The organism is Planktothricoides sp. SR001, assembly GCF_001276715.1.
GTDB classification, from domain to species: domain Bacteria; phylum Cyanobacteriota; class Cyanobacteriia; order Cyanobacteriales; family Laspinemataceae; genus Planktothricoides; species Planktothricoides raciborskii.
In genome coordinates this window covers 11,156-29,816 of sequence record NZ_LIUQ01000016.1, presented here as the reverse complement: position 1 = coordinate 29,816, position 18,661 = coordinate 11,156, and the positions used below count along the sequence as shown (strand labels likewise).

Below are 18,661 nucleotides of genomic sequence, written 5' to 3'. Positions count from 1 at the left end.
CATCCCTAAGATCATCCCTTAATTTTGCTTTGCAACGCCGATTTGTTTATAGTCTGGGGAAAGTGACGATTCGCCGATTAGCGATTTTATCAATTAATCAACAATTAGACTATTTGATTGATTGGTTGAGCAAAGGGGGCTTTACCATAACAGGAATATATCACCGAAATTTATCACCTAAATTTATCACCTAAATTTATCACCCAATTGGTATCACCCAATTGGTATCACCCAATTGGTATCACCCAATTGGTATCACCCAATTGAATATGATTGTTTGTTGACTCGGTGAGAGTTACCTGACTTTTTCTGATAATCTGCTCACCCTGTCAGCCAAGATCGCAGATTTAAACTGACTTGAATTCCCAGCCAATGTTATCAGGCGATCGTTTTTGTAATTAATTAATAATTCAGTAATGTTTTTTTACAAAAAAAATCTTGACAAGAGAAAATATTGTGATGTACACTACAGACTATCAAAAAGTTCTTGAAGAACCAAATAGCCTTGAAGCATTCTGAAATATAGATTTCCCACAAATAGGATTTATGCCAAATAGCATAAGCCCTGTCTGTCATAGGAATTCCTGAGTAGTTGCCCCAGAAATAGACGGGGATAAATCCTCACAAAATAAGGTTCTGGTCAGCATAAAAATAGCAATTTGTTTGATTGCCACTGTAATCAAATTAAATCTAACAATTGGCCGAATGGCTACTCACCAGAAAATACTAAATAATTTGTCATAAATTTGTCAAATTGTCAATATTTGTCAACAAAATCAAAGGTAAAACTTAGCAAATTTGATCGCGATCATCCCTGTAATGGTTAAGCCCTTGGTGAAGAAAAAATCAATGACAAAAGAGATGACAATAACGATGACAAAAGAGATGACAAAAGAAATGACAAAACATTAGGTTTCGCTCATCTCTATATGGTTAAAACCCTTAGAAATTAGTAGTTTTTTGCTTTACCCCCAAGGGAATTGAGCGGCTTTCCGGCAACAAACAACTCAATATCAGTCAAAATAATTCAAAGGAGAACCAGAATGAAGAATATAAAACGTATGGCAGTTTTATTCTTCTTGTCGATCTTAGGAGTCCTCTTAGTTAATCAAGTCGGATATGCCGCTACCAATGACCTATCCGCCGTCCTTGAGGTACAAAAATATTATCGATCGCTGCATATTTTGATTATGGCGTTGGTCGGGTTTGGCTTTTTAATGAACTTCATTAAAACCTACGGACGATCTGCCGCTACCGCCACTTATTTATTAGTCAGTATTGGCATTCCCCTTTATATGTTTATTAATGGGTTTGGCATATTTGGGGAAGCGCATACCCTAGAAATCGATAAGTTTATTTTTTCTGAATTTGCTACGGTGAGTCTGTTGATTTGTGCTGGGGCAGTGTTGGGGCGGTTAAAAATGCCACAATATTTATTATTGGGCTTACTATTTATCCCTCCCTATATGGTGAATGAATGGATCGTGTTAGGTGGGGGTTTGGGTCTAATTCCTCAAGGCAGTTTTGTGGATACGGGCGGTTCAATTGTGATCCATGCTTTCGGCGCATTTTTTGGCCTGGGTGTGTTGTTTACTATGACCACCAAAAAAGAATTCGATCATGCCATGCCGGAAGATAATGTGAGTGAAATCTTCGCTTTGTTAGGCAGTATGGTGTTATGGGTTTTTTGGCCGAGTTTTTGTGCGGCTTTAGTCCCCGAAGCACAAATCCCAATGGTGGTTTTGAATGTGGTCATGGCCCTTTGTGGGGCAACTTTATCCACTTATATTGCCACCGTTTTGTTACGCCATAAAATCTCCGTGATTGATATTGCTAATGCTACTTTAGCTGGCGGTGTGGCGATCGGTTCGGTGTGCGATCATGCGACAAATCAAACTGCTTTGATGATTGGAATTTTCGCCGGTATTTTATCTGTAGTTGGCTTTGCCGTGATTCAACCGAAATTAGAAGAATTGTTGCAAAAGAAAGATACTTGTGGGGTGATGTATTTACATGGTTTGCCCGGTTTATTTGGCGGATTGTCGGCCATGTTTGTGGTATCAGGCATGAATGTGATGGCGCAAATTATCGGGATTTTTGTTTCCTTGGCGATCGCCTTAATTGCGGGTTTTGTTTCTGGCAAGATTCTGGTGCTTTCCGGTCGTCGCATTGAACCCTATATCGATGAAGAAGAATTAATCGAAGCCGATTCTTAGACTAAGATGAGAGGATGAAAAGAGTCTAGATTTACCGGGGCAAAGCATGATGCTTTGCCCCTTTTTTTGATTTAACCAATTATTTAACCAATTCCCGGACGACCTTCTTGGAAGCCAAAGCGAATATAATGTTCAAAGCCACTGCGTAAACCACCGGCAGCCACCACTGCTGCCACATCTGGGTTATCCGCTAAATAGAAAGATTCGTCATATCCAGGACTAACTTGCCGTCGTTGTGTTTCCCCAGCAAAGGCAAAATGTTCAAACCCACTATTAATCGCACCAGCAGCTAAAGCTTGGGCTACATCTGGGTTAGATTCCACATAGAATCGGTCATCAAAGAAACGATTAGGATTGCGCCGTTCAAATTGTCCCGCAGTGATGTAATGTTCATAAGCACTTTTGAATGCACCACCGGCTACAGCGGCAGCAACATCTGGGTTGGTAGCCAAATAAAACACCTGATCGAAGAGCACTAAACGGCGATCGCGCCCTTCCGCGAACCCAAAGCGATTAAAATGCTCAAATCCACTTCTTAAACCACCCGCCGCAACCACTTGGGCGACATCAGGATTTTGGGCTAAATAGAGATTTTCGTTAAATAATTTACTGGGGTTGCGGCGTTCTGACTGACCGTGCAATAAATAATGTTGTAATCCGTTGGGATAAACTCCTGCGGCAACGGCTTGGGCAACATCGGGATTATTGGTGAGATAATAATTTTCATCGTAGAACAAGGATAATAAACTTAGGTTTTCCTTGAGGACAAATTGAGTGTAACTTTCAAATTGATTGGGAACTGGGCCGGTTTCTGGGGGAATTTTGACGATAAATCCGTCGCCAACTCCCCGTAAAGTTCCTTGAAAAGGTTGCTGGGTGGGGAAGTCGGTAGAGTTGGTAAATCCCGCGAGATAAACATTGTTATTTAAATCCAGCGCGATCGCCTGTCCAGAGTCAATATCTCCGCCACCAATATAACTGGAATAGCGTAAAGTTTTCCCGTCCGGGGCTAACTTCAAGACAAACGCATCCCGGTTGCCCCCAAAGGTGGGTTGCAAGGCATTCAATCGGGGAAAATCACTAGAATTTGTCGTTCCAGTCAGATAAACATTATTTTGATTATCCACCGCGATCGCCTGCCCTAAATCCGTACCATTGCCGCCTAAATAAGTGGAATATAATAAAGCATCGCCCCTTTCACTTAACTTAGTGACAAACGCATCATCATATCCGCCAAAAAATGTAATTTGAAATGGATTTACCAAGGGAAAATTTCTGGCACTTTGGGGGTTGGGGGGTTCGGAAGCAGCAAAGGGTTGCCCAATGTTTGATAACCCCGTTTTTCCGGTGACATAAACACTGCGACTTTGGTCAATGGCGATCGCTAATCCTTGATCCACATCTCCCCCACCTAAGTAGGTCAAAAAAATCGCATTTCCATTGGGGTCAAACTTACCCACAAACGCATCAGACTGTCCGCCCAAGGTACTTTGCACCGCAGCAACTACCGGCAAATTTTCGGATTCTGTCGCCCCAGTCACATATATATTGCCGCCATTATCTGTCACAATGGCTTCGCCAAATTCGCGATCGCTACCCCCTAAATAGGTAGAAAAAATTAACCGGGTGCCATCCACAGAAAACTTGGTAATAAAAGCATCTTCATCCCCATCTCTTTGATTATCAAGGGCATTTTGCCCCGGGAAATCTGCGGATCTGGTTGTGCCAATTACCGAGACACTGCCGGTATTATCCACGGCAATTCCGCCCACATTTTCCACCCCGGTTCCGCCTAAATAAGTAGAATAAATTAAGCGACTGCCATCTTCTGATAGTTTGGTGACAAAAGCATCGCCCCCAAACTCAGGGGCAATCCCATCCGCAGAACTTCTTTGAAAAGCATTCAAAACCGGGAAATTTCCTGAAGTCGTGACTCCACCAATATAAATATCTCCTGCATTATCCACCGCAATGCTTTTTGCCGTTTCATTCCCACTGCCACCGAGGAAAGTAGAAAAGACAACCGCTGAACCATCTACAGATAGTTTGGTGACAAAAGCATCCCCATCAAAAGCCCCACCACCAAAGCGATTTTGGAAGCTAAATTGGGTGGGAAAGTCCGTAGAATTTGTCGAACCTGTAACGATAATATTGCCCGCTCGATTAACCACAATATCGCTCACAGAATCCCGGAGACTGCCGCCAATATAACTAGAATATTGAATTGTCGGGTCAATTACTAGGGTGTAGTTGGGATTATATTCGCTAATCTCAAATCTAACGGTATGGTTTTCGGTTAAAATATATTGGGCGGGAATATAAATTTTTTCCCCATTAATTTCTTGGTAAACAATCGGGGCATTTTCCACTAATTCCCCAAAGGGGGTCATTAATACCAGTGCCCCATCTTCCCGTATGCTGATATTTTCTACGCCAGAATATTGCAGCCGAATTTGACTGGGGTCTGCCCCCGGTTGCACAATAAAGTCACTCTTGAGTTCACTGTCTAATCCGCTATATTTTAAATCGATGCCGTTGTATAGTTCTTGATAAATTAATCCGGCATAATTTGGCACATTCGTCACCCAGTTTTCCGGGTTTTCGCCTTTGATAAAATTGCTGACTCCCGGCAGGGAATCTAGAAAGTCAATCTGGGTATTTTTATTCGCTCCAGGAAAAGTTAATTGGACTAAGTTAGGCAGCTTTTCAGACTGCCATTGATCCGCAGAATTAAATAATATTTTATCGGGAGTAAAAGCGATCGCCTGTTTTGCTCCTTTGACCACCGAATGCACCGTGGGATCGAATTGTCCCTGGTTAGCAATAAAACTTAATGGTAGCGCTTGGAGGTTTAACCCTTCCCCAGTCACGGGATCTGTAGCGTCGGTTGCCGGATTTTCCGGCAGAGGTTCGATTGACGGGTCAACGGAAGGCAAACCGGAAATAGCGGTCAATTCCTGACTCGTTGGTTGCAGTATCGCGGTAATCGTGTCTGGGACAATTTGGTGGGCAATTCCTAACGGAGTTCGGGAAATCTTGCCACCGTTGATTTCAGGGCTGATTTCAGGGCTGATTTCTGTGGTGAAATCAGTTGTAAACAAATCCAACCCCGTTAATTTTGGATTTAACCCATTTTCGTCACTAAAAAAAATCCCCTGCATAGCTAACTCTCAAGCGCAATGTATTGTGCAAATCGCGTAAATGCGATCGGCGATTTTATCCTAGCACAATCATCATCATAGCGAATCATACCGAGTCGCTGTTTAGGGTGTAGGGTGTAGGGTTTAGGGTGTAGGGTGTAGGGTGTAGGGAAGAGAAGAGAGAAGATAGAAGAGAGAATTTTCATCAGCCTTCTCTTTCCTCTTTCCTCTTTCCTCTTTCCTCAGATGGGCGATCGCACAGCAATGATATACTGAAAAACAAAAAATAAAAATTCCCAATGCCAAAATGCATCAACATGACCTGTATCACGACGAAGTGAAAAATGCTTTAAGCAAAGATGGCTGGACAATTACTGATGATCCTTATACCTTAGAATATAAAGGGCTGCGTTTATACGCAGATTTGGGAGCAGAAAAACTATTAGCTGCACAAAAATCAGAACAGAAAATAGCCATATAAATTAAGGTTTTCAACAGTTCTTCACAAATAACTGAGCTACAAAAAGCAATTGGGCAGTATAATATGTATCGAAGCATATTGCGTCGGATTAGCCCAGACCGAAAATTATATTTAGCAATTTCTGAAGAGGTTTACCAAGATTTTTTTCAAAAGCCTGCCATTCAAGATATTGTCAGCGATCAAGAAATCTACCTAGTCATTTTCGATCCAGATCGGGAGGTGATTATCCAATGGCTAAACTAGAACATTACCGTAATATCATTATCCAGATTCTCCAAAAACACGCCCACCATAAACCAAGTCATGGAGAAATTGAGCCTCTATTACTTTGCGATCGCATCGCCGATAATTACTTATTGTTGGACATAGGATGGGATCGAACGGGACGAGTTCACTCTGTTGTATTGCATTTGCGAATAATTGAAGAGAAAATTTGGATTGAGTTTGATGGGACCGAAGGAGGAATTGCTTTAGAACTATTAGAATTAGAAGTCCCTAAATCAGATATTGTTTTAGGATTTATTCGCCCAAAAAGTCGCCATTTAACAGATTTTTCTGTGGCGTAATTCAGATATTAAGGGGCGATCGCTCATCCGCTGCCCATCCGTCAAACCATCCGTTGCCAAATTCGGGGCAACCACCGCCATCGGATTGCCCCTACCAGCCGTTGCCTGTTTAACTTTGCTATTATAAAAACATTCACCAAATCTCCAGTAAAAACAGTAAAAACTATGACTATAGCCACTGCTAAACGGTTTACAATTGAGGAATATCATCGCCTAATTGACCTGGAAATGCTCCAAACAGACGATCGCACTGAATTAATTGAAGGAGAAATTATCAAAATGGTTGCTAAAGGTAAACCTCATGCGGTTTGTTGTTCGCTGTTAAATCGAGAAATATTAAAATTAATCGGCAATAACGCCATAGTTCGATGCCAAGACCCAATAATGCTGTCTAACTATAGCGAACCAGAACCAGATTTAGCGATCGCCCGCAACCGCGATGATAATTATTTGGCCAATCATCCTACTCCCGAAGATATTTTATTAGTCATAGAAATTGCCGATTCTTCTCTGGAATACGATCGCGAAATTAAACTCGGTCTTTATGCGAAATCGGGAATTAATGACTATTGGATTTTCAACTTAATCGAAAATCAACTAGAAGTTTACCGCCATCCCTATCAAAAATCCCAAAGTAACAAATTTGACTATCGGCAAAAGCAAATATTTCTCCCCAATGAAACCGTTATTTTACCCGGTTTAGGCGATGCTATCCTGGACTTGGCGAAAGTTTTCCCCCATGCCAATTTTTCAGCAGCCATAAATCAATAGTCCACCGGAACGGGTTAAAACCTGTGGCTACAAGCCCAAAAGCTGCCACGAGAGGATATCCTGGTAAAATCTCCTGGTAAAATCAATTAATCAGTAGAAACAGAAAAGGCAATTTTATTTATGATGAATTGGGTAATTTTCAATCTATCTTTGTTTTTGGCCGCTTATTTATTGGGGTCAATTCCCACAGGCTATTTGGTCGGACGCATCTTCAAAGGAATCGATTTGCGGCAGGAAGGGTCGGGTTCCACGGGGGCAACTAATGTGTTGCGAACCCTGGGCAAAGGGCCTGCAATTTTTGTTTTGTCGGTAGATGTGTTAAAAGGAGTGGGGGCGATCGCCTTAGTGAAATGGGCTTATTACCTGGATATCACCTCTAAACTTGCCCCGTTGCCCATTCTCGAAAGTTGGCTACCCTGGATGATTACAGCGGCTGGATTATTAGCGGTGGTCGGTCATAGTCGATCCATTTGGTTAGGTTTTGCCGGGGGTAAATCCGTCGCCACCAGTTTAGGGGTTTTGTTAGCTATGTCTTGGGTGGTTGGGTTAGCAACCTTGGGGGTTTTTGCCTTATCTTTGGCTATTTCCCGAATTGTTTCTTTGAGTTCCATTGCTGGGGCGATCGCGGTTTCCGGAATCATGTATGCGACCCATCAACCTTTGCCATTCATCTTATTTGCGATCGCCGGAGGAATTTATGTAATTTGGCGGCATCGTAGCAATATTCAAAGGCTGCTTGACGGAACCGAACCTCGGATTGGGCAAAAATTAGAAACAGCAACTAACGAGTAGTGATTGATTACTGGTGATTGGTTATTTAAGTTTCATAATCAATCACCAATAACCAGTAACAACTAACCAGTAACAACATTTACTGACAATGGCGAAAAAAGTGTAAATAAGTAGCCACTTGAATCAGTAATCTTTGGAGATAAAAAGAAACCGCCGACTCGGTTTGCCCCTGCCAGTGGTTGCCCCACTGGTTGCCCCACTGGTTGCGCCAATTTTCCCGCAATAGGCGATCACTAATAGCTTCATAAAGAGACACCAAAGTTGCGGAGGCAAACTCAAAAGTAGAGACTAATTGTTCCATTGGCGCATAAATCGTCCAAGGGGCTAAATAGGCATTGCGAATCCGCGATCGGGCATCGGTGACATCGGGCAAATCTTTAGAAATCTCATATAAAAACCGAATCAAATCAAAAAACGGATGAGAAATACAAGTATCAGACCAATCAAAATAGACAAAACCTTGGTCACGCAGATAAATATTTCGGGGAGATAAATCCCCATGCACCAACGTATCAGGGATATTCAGTTCCCGGAATTGTTCAAGGACTTTTTGCAGTTTCGGTACAAGTGGTAATAACTGCAATAATTCTCGATTTGCCAATTTTTTGCCATAATTCCAGGGGAGGCGAAGCCTTGGGTCAAATAATCCCTCCAGGGTTTTAGCGATATGTTCTACTCCTAAATCTACCCAACCGCAGGCAATTAAATCCGAGCGATGTTCTATAGCCGAAATCTGAAATTTAGCCCACTGATGTAACGCTGCTTCCCAGTGAAAAATATCGCCCATATTTTCCAGAATTTCCCCCTCTATTTCTCGCATTAAAATCCAAGATTTATCAGGGCAAGTGGCCAAAACTTCGGGAATATTTTGCCGGTATCGTTGCGCCAAAATACGAGTAAATTCAGCTTCTTGAGCAAACAGGGGGGATGAAGCTTTAAAATAAATCATCCCCTCAGTGGTGGGCACTCGTAAAATAATCGCCAATGCCCAATTCTTAACTACTTCAATTGGCGCGATCGCCTTCAACCCTTGACGTTGCAGTTCTGTTTGAATCCAGCTTTCTGCCGCATCAAACCACCCCGGTTTTGCCCAAGGTATCTCTAATTGAGGCAATAAATTACCTAAATTTGCTGTTGGCTGATTCGGTAAAATTTTTGTCAATTGATGCCCTGATTTTTGCGCCGATAAATCCCCGAAAAACGCTGATAATCTAGATTTTTGCATTGATCGTAAAGCGAGTTACAGATTATACCCCAATAAACTGGGTTTTTGGCAAATTGGCTTGTCACCCAGATAGGATTCCCAGGAATTAGGCCAATATTATATATATAGCATTTTTTGGCCAATAAAAGCATGATTTCCCCTGGATCAAAAATTGATTTCTAATTGAGATTAGGAAAATGAACCACAATGGTGGCAATATCTGGTTTAAGGCGGACGATCGCCTCTGGTTCGACTAATCCATTGGATAATCCAAACGCATGATACTGATGGGTGCCGGAAGTTAAGATTAATAAATCATCAGCGGTCAGCATTCTCGTAACTTTCATGACAAAATTGTCCTGGATTTCTTGGATGGGCGTATTCTCACTCAAGCCTAAAGTTGCCAAAGAAAAATCTGGATTGGATGCCCCAGTAACGATGATTAACAAATGAATTTTGGCCTTGAGTTCGGCGGCGATGGTTTTAGCAATTTCTAAAGTTTGTTGGAATTCCCAGGATACAGTTTCGGTCTGAGTTAACGCTAAAAAGACTCGGGCAATATTCTTAATCGGTTGGGGACAACGAGTAATTAAAACCGGGACAGGCGATCGCCGGACAATTTTATCGATCGTGCTACCAAAAAAATTTTCCTTATAAGTGGAATAGCCTTTCCACCCACAAATCACCAAACTAGCATTATGTTCTGTGGCACTGCGAACAATTCCGCGAGCGATCGCCGCATCAATGCGACCAATGGGTTCAACCTTAACTGTGGCTGCATGAGCAGCTTGTTCCGCGATCGCCAATAACTGACTCTGCTTAATTCTAGCTTGGGGAGAAATCCTGTCGTTTTTATCAGAAAGAACGTGCAGAGGTAGCAACGTACCTTTAGATTTTTTCGTCAGCAAAATTGCCAACTGCAATAAATTATCTTCCGTATTAGGGTTAGCCACTGGAACTAAAACCCGGTCGGACAAATTTTGCTGTTTGTCGCTGACCACCTTTTCCTCTGGTTTAACCTCTTTGCCCCACCGAGCAATCACCCAAGGAGAACCGACGCAAGTAAATAGAATCATGCCAATAATTCCATTTACCGTTAATTGATCTACTAATTCAATTTTATACGCCACCGTAATTGCGGCCAAAGTAGCCGCCGCTTGAGCACCGGAAAGACCAAACATCACCATTATTTCGGGAAACTTCCAGCCAAAAAACTTTCCTGAACCCCAAGCAGCCAAATATTTTGCCAGCAATTCTGCCCCAATCATTACCGCTGCCACTAAGAGCGATCGCGGTTCTTTAATCAGAATCATCGGGTCAATTAACATTCCCACCGAAATCAGGAAAAACGGCACAAATAGCGTATTGCCGATAAACTGAATTCGATTCATCAAAGGACTTAAATTAGGGATAATTTTAGTAATGGCAACTCCCGCCAAAAAAGCCCCAATAATTGCCTCAATTTCAATCAACTGAGCCAAATAAGACACGATAAATAACGTAGCCATAACAAACGTAAATTCTGCCCCTTCATCATGGCCAAACCTGCGGAAAAACCAGCGGCCAATTTTCGGCACTCCCCACAAAGTTGTCACAGTATAAATGGCTAAAGCGGGAATGAGAAACAACCAAAAACTCAGAGTTAAATTGCCCGCCTTCGCTTTAACAATCACCGCCAAAACTAACAAAGCCAAAACGTTCGTAATCAGCGTTCCGCCTAAAGTGGCTGTCACTGCTGGAGTCCGCATAATGCCCAAACGACTAGCCACCGGCAAAGCCAGCAGGGTATGGGAAGCAAAGCAAGAAGCCACCAAAATTGCCGCCAACCAACCATATCCCAGTAACAGCATCGCCACTGTCCCCAAAACCATCGGAATTGAGAAAGTTGCCAAGCCGAAAATAATGGCTTTATCGGCATTTAATTTCAGATCGTCTAAGCTAGTTTCTAGACCGGCTAAAAACATCAGAAATAGCAATCCTACGGTGCCTAATAAAATGATGGTGCTATCTCTTGCGAGTAATCCTAACCCATAAGGCCCGATAACTATTCCCGCCAAAATTAAGCCCACAATACCCGGTAATTTTAATCGTTCAAATACCAGGGGAGCGATCAGCATCATCGCCATGATGATCAGGAAAATCGCCACCGGGTCTTTGATGGGATCGGATAAAATTTGCGCCAAAACTTGCGCTAAGGGAGTTCCCACAAAAATCGTTGGGAACCCGTTGGTGTTGCTTGCTATTAACTGCCAAAAATTACTCATCAGTTAATTCCTTGTTAAGTTCCCAGTTTTGGTTTTTACCATTATTATTGTTATTTTATAACATATTATTTATTTTTTGACAATGTTATCTTGATTTTTTATAGCTTTTTGTTAATTATTAATAGGCTAATTTTTTTGATTAGACCTTTATTTTACTACCCCCTTCAAACCGCCACCGGATGAACGATACTTTTGCAATAATTCTAATGTAGGGGTTTGCATATCCAAACCCCTACTGGGTTATTTCTATAAGAGAAACTTAGTTCCTCTGTCACCTACAATTCTACGGAGTAATTTTGACTGGGTTAGTTTCATCGGCAGTTGTCACTTTGGCGGCTTTCCGGGTGAAGAGTTTAAAGTAGGTGCTGACAAAAAATTCTTTGATGGGAAAGGTGATAAAGGTCAAAGGATTGATGGTGACAATGATATTCCGAGTATCCGCGATCGCCTGTTTCACGATTTGTTTGGCTACCCAGTCCGCTGACATAATGCCAATAGGATTGAGGTTACTTTTAAACGGGCCAAGAATTAGTTTGCGAATCACGCAAGGACTGTCTAAACGCCGCAGGGTTACTAAGTCCCCCAGGGTGCGTTTGCTGAGTTCATATAAGGGACTAAACGCAGGATTTGATTCCGCTTCAGAAGTATTCACCCAAATTTCTTTGCGGGCAATATCTTCATTAGTTTTCACCGTGGTGAGAAATAGTTCCAGGAGTCGCCAAGCGGAAAAGGCGTTAATTTCATAACATTGCGCGATCGCTTCTGGGGTTCTTTCCCCATGAACATTCATGCCGTGATTGATTACCAAAATATCCACTTTTTCTAATACTTTGGCTAACTCGGATTCTTGACCCGCTTGCCAAGAAATCGTTTTTATCGGCAATTCTTCCCCATTAATATTCAGAGTCAGGGTTTGATTGCTAGAAGTCAGGGCGATGACTTTTGCCCCCGCTTTTTGTAACTGAAATAAGAGCGATCGCCCCAAAGTTCCAGAAGCCCCAGTAACGGCGATCGTTTTCCCCTTCAAAGAAAGTGCTGTGCCCATGATTCGATCCACCAAAGTTAAAGTACCGCAAAAATAAGCATTTTGGTTATCAAAATGATGTCGCCAGTGATAAGTTCGATTGACCAACCAGTGAGACGGTGGGGCAAGAAATGGCCCAGGAGTATGGGTTAAATCCGTCAATTCATCGGCCCCTTCTAACCCCATTCCCCGGGCGATCGCGCTTGCCAAAAAACTCAAAGTGTACAAACAACCCACCAGGGCAAACCATTGGTGTTCTGGGGCAGCAAAATGCGCCACCACCCACAAAAATAGGCCAAAACTCAGCATCACCAAAGCTTCTGGCACATCATTGCGCCAGTGGGCGTCGCGATAAATTCGCTCGCTAACCGGCGTCAGATCCGGACGAAAAACCCGATGATGCCAGACGTGCAAGCGATACAGAGGGGGAAAAATATGGCTGACAAAGTGATAAAGGTCTCGCACCAGTTCCGCGAACAAAACCGAACCGAAACCCCAACTGGCGCTGACGATCCAAAAATTCATCATTTTTATGCACTTCCAAATTCAAACATTGAAACAAGGTCTTTACACAACTTTACAGTCAAACTTGAAATCATTGATAGGAAAAGCCAAATTTCCGGGTAAATCAGAAAGCTAGAGGGGATTCGGCGTCGAATATTAGACTTCTTGCTTTCATTCCAAAAAGCCCCTTTTTAAGCGGGCGTGGGGGGATCGATCCAGGATGAAAGCTTTCTTGTCTATCTAGTAAAACCAGCCGCGATTCATCCTGACTTACTTGAGAATTGCTCTTAATCAATTTACTATATGGGCAAAATCTTGCCCACGCTTCTAAATTTAAAGAAAAGCCAAAACACCATTGGATTGAAGTTATGTTGAAAAAAAAATTTTTTTATGCTAGACTTATCCCCTAAGTAAACAGAATAAGTCAGCCTAGTTCCTTAGCTTTGAAAAATCTGAACGCCAAGGAGAGGAAACGGGGGAACCAACCTTGGGGCGTATCTCTAATATTTCAAGTATTTAGAGAAGAAAAACTCTCATTTCTAGCCCGTCAGCTAACCCCGGCGGCATTGGGAGAGGACTGGTGAATCAGCATTTTAAAAAATGTTTTGACTTCATTCAGTGACTCAGTAAATAATGACGACGCTGTAAACCTAAACTGGATTGAATTGGAGTCAATTTATGATTTTTACATCAAAAAATGAAAAGCCTAGCAATATTTCTGAAGATTAGCGATCTGGTCAGGAGATTAGAGTTAAACAGACCGGCTTAAAGTCAACATATTGTTTAGAACAAAATGCACAAATATTTGTGGATCCAATCATTGAATTGAATCAATACCTAGAAAATGATGATTAAACAATTATGGCTAATTTTCGCGTTTTCGCCAACAGGTTGAGACTGGGGGTTTTTCTAGTCAGCCAATCATGCACTCATCACAGCGGAGCATAATTTATGAACTTTATAGAAATGAATTTACCAGCGGTGATATCCCTAGCCACGTTTCTTGGGGTCATTGGGATTATTATTTCAGAAAAAATCCATCTGACAGTGGCCGCTTTATTGGGAGCATTAATTTTGGTCTTTGCCCATGTAATGACCCTGAAAGAAGCGATGAGTTACATTACCCAAAGCTATGCAACTTTGGCGCTTTTTTTTGGGGTGATGGTCTTAGTTCGGGCGTTTGAACCAACGAAAGTATTTGAATATATCGCCACTCAAATGGTAATGATTGCCAAAGGCAGTGGCAAGGTTTTATTACTCGCAGTCATCGGCATTACCACCCCCATTTGTGCGGTTTTACCCAATGCCACAACGGTGATGTTGTTAGCGCCTTTAATTCCGCCAATGGCTCAGGAAATTGGGGTAGATTTTGTGCCATTACTCATATTAATGGTCTTTGTCGCAAATAGTGCCGGTTTATTGACATTGGTGGGCGACCCAGCGACATTTATTGTCGGCAGTTCGATTAATATGAGCTTTAATCAATATTTAGTTAAACTAAGTTTTGGCGGACTGCTGGCAGTTTTGTCCGTATTGGCGATCGCTCCTTTTCTATTTCGGAAAATCTGGCAGACAAAATTTGAACACTTAGAGGACTTACCCCATCCGAAAATTAATCATCCCAAGGTGTTAATGTTAGGCGGAGTGATCGTGGGGATCGTCTTAACTTTCTTTGTAATTGGAGAATCTTTACCCATTCCCATTGACCCCGCATCTGTTGCCCTCTTAGGCGCAAGTTTAGCCCTACTATTAGCCCATCAAACTAAAATTGACACAGTGCATAATATCCTCCGAGATGTAGACTGGAGTACCCTAATATTTTTCATGTCCACCTTTGTCTTAATTGGTGGATTAGAAAAAACCGGAGTCACCAGTCAACTGGCTAAAATTTTAGCGGCTGTGATCGGGAATAATATCGCTCTGGGGTCATTAATCTTAGTGTTTATAGTCGGGATATTATCTAGTGTGATTCCCAATATTCCTTTGGTAGTGGCAATGGTTCCCCTGCTGAAACAATATATCGTCAATATTGGCATGGTCGGGCCAGAAATTCTCGATCCCAACTTTTCCGGTAATTTTCCTCCCGAAGTTTTACCCTTATTTTATGCCATGATGTTTGGGGCAACTTTAGGGGGAAATGGCACTTTGGTGGGAGCTTCTTCTAATATTGTTGCTGCGGGTATTTCCGAACAACATGGTCGGGAGATTTCTTTTCATAAGTTTCTGCGCTACGGTTTGCCTATGATGGCAGTGCAGTTAATTATTTCCGCCATCTTTATTGCGGGGTTATTGTCATAGTCAAATGGGAGGATAGAGGATAAAACATAAAGGATAGAGCATAGAAAATAGAGGAAATGGTGATATTTCATTGAAATTTTTACTTTTCACTTCTCCTCTCTCCTCTATTCTCTCTCCTCATAATTACAGGATTAATTTTATGTTTAAACTGTCTCAAGGAATTTATAATCGCCGTCAATTTTTTCATTTTTTGGGACTATCTTTGTTGGCAACTAAACTGCCTGCTGCTGCCACAGATCAGTCATTGCCTGATACTATGCCTGACAATATGCCTGACCATATCCTGAAACCGCCAAAACTAAAAGTCGGGGATACGGTTGGTTTAATTAATCCCGCGAGTCCGGTGGATTTAGAAGATGTTGAATATACGGAAAAAGCCTTAGCCAAGTTGGGATTAAAGGTGAAGCGTGGGGCGCATATTTTAGATGAATACGGTTATTTAGCCGGGAAAGACCGCGATCGCGCTGCGGATATTCAGGCTATGTTTGCGGATGATTCCGTCAAAGCCTTGTTAACCCTGCGGGGGGGTTGGGGTTGCCATCGAATTTTGCCCTTGTTGGACTATAATTTAATTCGCCAAAATCCCAAAATTATTATGGGATATAGCGATATTACTTCCTTATTATTGGCGATTTATGCCCGCAGTGGCATGGTGACTTTTCATGGGCCGGTGGGCACTTCTGAATGGAATCAGTTTTCTTTAGAATATTTCCAACGGATTCTATTTAATGGGGGGGCGGTGAAAATGGTCAATCCGGTGAGAATTTCTGGGGAGGCGATCGCCCCTGGAAAAGCCACCGGACGGATTGTGGGTGGTAACTTATCCGTCCTGACTTCAATGGTGGGTTCTCCTTATTTACCGGACTGGAATCAAACCATTTTATTTGTGGAAGAAATTGGCGAAGATATCTACCGCATCGACCGAATGTTAACTCAGCTAAAAATCGCGGGCATCCTCGATCAAATTTCTGGGTTTATTTTTGCTCAATGTCGCAACTGTACCCCTGGTGAAGACGACGATCCCTCCCTGACTTTACCCCAAGTTTTATCGGATATCATCAAACCGTTAGGAATTCCCGCTTGGTATGGGTCGGCGATCGGACATATTCCCGATAAATTTACCATTCCCATTGGTGTTCCCGTGGAAATTGATGCAAATAACGCCACCATCCGAATGTTAGAGTCCGCCGTGATATAATAAATTAAGCAGGTAGAAAAGAAACAATCTATCGCCTTACTATTGATTCACATCAACCTCAAAAGTTTGTGAACCCACCGTCACGCGATCGCCTGTCACTAATTGTCTGCCTCGTCGGGTATCAACCACACCATTGACCAGAACCTCCCCCGATTGAATCATCATTTTTGCCTGTCCTCCGGTATCGGCAATACCCATGAACTTTAAAAATTGACTCAGGGTAATAGTTTTGCTGTTTGTGGCCATAAAGTCCCTCTGAAATGATTAGATCAGTGCGATCGTATCACTTTTGTCCAATCGCTTTTACCACGGGAATCGGAATTTTTTGCCCCAATGCCACCCTACTACATTCCCACCAGTGATTATTTCGGATTTTAGATAGTACAAAAAACCTTACCTGGAGATGTTCGCCAACAGTGACAGCTTAAAAACTGGCATGAATTTATCCTGAAAGCTGCCTAATTAGCCTGAATATGTAATTAACGATTTCAAGCAAAGACATTTTATGATTAACCAAACCTCGAAAGAAACCGAAACCCAAGCCCAAACCCAAACCCAAACCCAAACCCAACCTCAACCTCAACCCAAAACTTCTACTGAATTTCACCCGCAAGAATTCGATCAAGCTATGAACGATTTAGGTAAAGCCTTTGCCGTTTATATGACTTGGAAATTTTCCGGTTTACTCGATCGCTAATACAATCCCAGAAAATGAAACTCAGTCAAGTGTCTGTTGGAGTGCCATTATGTTTCAGCCAAAGCAATTCCCAGCAAATTGCTGGTTTCTGGATTGTCACCGCAAGTTAACTTCTCCATCGCTTTTCCACAACTTCTCACAACTTATCCAGCAAATTGTCCAGCAAATTATTTTTTCACATAAAAAACCCGGTTTCAGAGAAACCGGGTTTTTTATCCGTGATGAGTCAATAATCTGGGAGTAAGTGCATATTTACTAGCCTCTAAATTATGAGATATTTATCTAACCTCAGCCAAAGATTTCCCAATCTTTAACTCTTCTTTACTCTGACCCAGTTGTTGCCAGAGTTTTTCAATTTCGCCATACGCTTCTTCCAAAGACATCTTGCCATTGCCCGCTAAATTAGAAATTAACGTCGCTTCTTGAACAAAATCTTCCATCCGGTTATGAAATTCAACATTTTCTGGAGTTAATTCACCATAGAAATGGCTATGAGGATGAATAAATTCAGCGCTTTTAATCATAGTTTTCACCTCGATATTTTAGGAATTGATTAATAATCAGGAATATTCTGGTAGAATCAGCATTTTTACACAATTGTTTCAAAGCTTATCTTTATCCCTTATCCTTCACTTATTATTATTATACCCTAAATTGCAAATTTGTGTGACATAAACCACATTTTTTTAATCAAGACCCAACGAGAAAACCTATTAGGGATCCAGAATGACGATAGTGTCTTGTCGATAAAACCGCAAGCGAGTATCTACGATCATTGGTCAGAAAGTCCTTGGTTAGTTGTTGACGGTTGGCGGTTCCCCACAGCGATCGCGACTTTACAGGATCGGCACCCCTGCACTACTATGCACGATGGCGGTTACCCGTTTCCTGTTCCCTATTTCCGATAAAATTTGCCCGGTAGGACGAATGAGGATTTTTTGAGGATTTTTGGTGATGACGGTTCAAATTAGAATTGGCAATGGTTATGATATCCACCGCTTAGGAAGCGATCGCGCACTAATTCTGGGGGGAGTCAAAATTGAGCATTCCTTGGGATTAGTGGGTCATAGCGATGCAGATGTGTTAACTCATGCGATCATGGACGCCATGCTCGGTGCCCTCAGTTTAGGAGACATTGGTCACTACTTTCCGCCCACGGACGATCGCTGGAAAGGTGCCGATAGTTTAGTGTTATTAGCCCAAGTTAACCAGTTAATCAAAGAGAAAGGGTGGCAAGTGAGCAATATTGACTCTGTGGTGGTGGCAGAACGGCCTAAATTAAAACCGCATATTAGCAAAATGCGCGATCGCCTCTCAACAGTCTTGGGGATCGACCCTGACCAAGTAGGAGTCAAAGCCACCACCAACGAAAAACTCGGCCCCGAAGGGCGGGAAGAAGGGATTTCCGCGTATGCCGTAGCCTTACTCGTCAAAGCTAATTAATTTGTTTAGGGCGTAGGGTGTAGGGTGTAGGGTGTAGGGCTGCCATCGGTGTGGGGGGAAGAG

General features: G+C 42.3%; 14 protein-coding genes, 1 pseudogene and 1 riboswitch. Of the genes and pseudogenes, 9 read left to right on the top strand and 6 right to left on the bottom strand.

The window, feature by feature from the left end; translation table 11 throughout:
• Nucleotides 1-1,043 precede the first annotated feature (1,043 nt).
• Nucleotides 1,044-2,216, top strand: coding sequence for an ammonium transporter (locus AM228_RS11610; RefSeq protein ID WP_072160738.1), 1,173 nt, complete (start codon nt 1,044-1,046; stop codon nt 2,214-2,216).
• Between the two features lie 83 nt (nt 2,217-2,299).
• On the opposite strand, the gene AM228_RS11605 is transcribed toward AM228_RS11610, so the two are convergent.
• Nucleotides 2,300-5,377 carry an SBBP repeat-containing protein gene (locus AM228_RS11605; protein WP_054466277.1) on the bottom strand — a complete coding sequence of 1,026 codons (3,078 nt, stop codon included), beginning with the start codon at nt 5,375-5,377 and terminating at the stop codon, nt 2,300-2,302.
• Nucleotides 5,378-5,663: 286 nt separating this feature from the next.
• Here AM228_RS11605 and AM228_RS11600 point away from each other — a divergent pair.
• The 4 genes and pseudogenes from AM228_RS11600 (at nt 5,664) to plsY (ending at nt 7,966) form a co-directional block, all read left to right on the top strand.
• A pseudogene (locus AM228_RS11600) lies at nt 5,664-6,080 on the top strand (element excision factor XisH family protein).
• Nucleotides 6,068-6,403: a XisI protein gene (locus AM228_RS11595; RefSeq protein WP_054466276.1), complete on the top strand. Its 336-nt coding sequence runs from the start codon at nt 6,068-6,070 to the stop codon at nt 6,401-6,403. The pseudogene AM228_RS11600 and the gene AM228_RS11595 overlap by 13 nt, the downstream one beginning before the upstream one ends.
• Nucleotides 6,404-6,568: 165 nt before the next feature.
• Nucleotides 6,569-7,174: a Uma2 family endonuclease gene (locus AM228_RS11590; protein WP_054466275.1), complete on the top strand. Its 606-nt coding sequence runs from the start codon at nt 6,569-6,571 to the stop codon at nt 7,172-7,174.
• Nucleotides 7,175-7,294: 120 nt separating this feature from the next.
• Complete coding sequence (gene plsY, locus AM228_RS11585) at nt 7,295-7,966, top strand: glycerol-3-phosphate 1-O-acyltransferase PlsY (protein WP_054466274.1); 672 nt, start codon at nt 7,295-7,297, stop codon at nt 7,964-7,966.
• 79 nt (nt 7,967-8,045) lie between these two features.
• Here plsY and AM228_RS11580 read toward each other — a convergent pair whose 3' ends face one another.
• From AM228_RS11580 to AM228_RS11570, 3 genes are all read right to left on the bottom strand, one after another.
• Nucleotides 8,046-9,191, bottom strand: coding sequence for a phosphotransferase family protein (locus AM228_RS11580; RefSeq protein WP_054466273.1), 1,146 nt, complete (start codon nt 9,189-9,191; stop codon nt 8,046-8,048).
• Nucleotides 9,192-9,349: 158 nt separating this feature from the next.
• Nucleotides 9,350-11,434, bottom strand: a complete 2,085-nt coding sequence (locus AM228_RS11575; RefSeq protein ID WP_054466272.1) for a cation:proton antiporter — start codon at nt 11,432-11,434, stop codon at nt 9,350-9,352.
• 283 nt (nt 11,435-11,717) lie between these two features.
• Nucleotides 11,718-12,986, bottom strand: coding sequence for a bifunctional sterol desaturase/short chain dehydrogenase (locus tag AM228_RS11570; protein WP_054466271.1), 1,269 nt, complete (start codon nt 12,984-12,986; stop codon nt 11,718-11,720).
• Nucleotides 12,987-13,409: 423 nt separating this feature from the next.
• A riboswitch (cyclic di-AMP (ydaO/yuaA leader) is annotated at nt 13,410-13,542 on the top strand.
• Nucleotides 13,543-13,913: 371 nt separating this feature from the next.
• On the opposite strand from AM228_RS11570, the gene AM228_RS11565 reads away from it, so the two are divergent.
• On the top strand, nt 13,914-15,260 hold the full coding sequence (locus AM228_RS11565) for an ArsB/NhaD family transporter (RefSeq protein ID WP_231636757.1): 1,347 nt from the start codon (nt 13,914-13,916) through the stop codon (nt 15,258-15,260).
• Between the two features lie 139 nt (nt 15,261-15,399).
• On the top strand, nt 15,400-16,458 hold the full coding sequence (locus tag AM228_RS11560) for an LD-carboxypeptidase (RefSeq protein ID WP_054466269.1): 1,059 nt from the start codon (nt 15,400-15,402) through the stop codon (nt 16,456-16,458).
• 39 nt (nt 16,459-16,497) lie between these two features.
• On the opposite strand, the gene AM228_RS11555 is transcribed toward AM228_RS11560, so the two are convergent.
• Nucleotides 16,498-16,704, bottom strand: coding sequence for an RNA-binding S4 domain-containing protein (locus AM228_RS11555; RefSeq protein ID WP_054466268.1), 207 nt, complete (start codon nt 16,702-16,704; stop codon nt 16,498-16,500).
• 259 nt (nt 16,705-16,963) lie between these two features.
• Here AM228_RS11555 and AM228_RS11550 point away from each other — a divergent pair, with 259 nt between their 5' ends.
• Nucleotides 16,964-17,155 carry a hypothetical protein gene (locus tag AM228_RS11550; RefSeq protein WP_054466267.1) on the top strand — a complete coding sequence of 64 codons (192 nt, stop codon included), beginning with the start codon at nt 16,964-16,966 and terminating at the stop codon, nt 17,153-17,155.
• Nucleotides 17,156-17,433: 278 nt separating this feature from the next.
• Here AM228_RS11550 and AM228_RS11545 read toward each other — a convergent pair whose 3' ends face one another.
• A complete protein-coding gene (locus AM228_RS11545; protein ID WP_054466266.1) occupies nt 17,434-17,679 on the bottom strand; it encodes a hypothetical protein in 246 nt (81 codons plus the stop codon).
• Between the two features lie 430 nt (nt 17,680-18,109).
• Here AM228_RS11545 and ispF point away from each other — a divergent pair, with 430 nt between their 5' ends.
• Nucleotides 18,110-18,598 carry a 2-C-methyl-D-erythritol 2,4-cyclodiphosphate synthase gene (gene ispF, locus AM228_RS11540; RefSeq protein WP_054466265.1) on the top strand — a complete coding sequence of 163 codons (489 nt, stop codon included), beginning with the start codon at nt 18,110-18,112 and terminating at the stop codon, nt 18,596-18,598.
• The last annotated feature ends 63 nt before the right edge of the window (nt 18,599-18,661 follow it).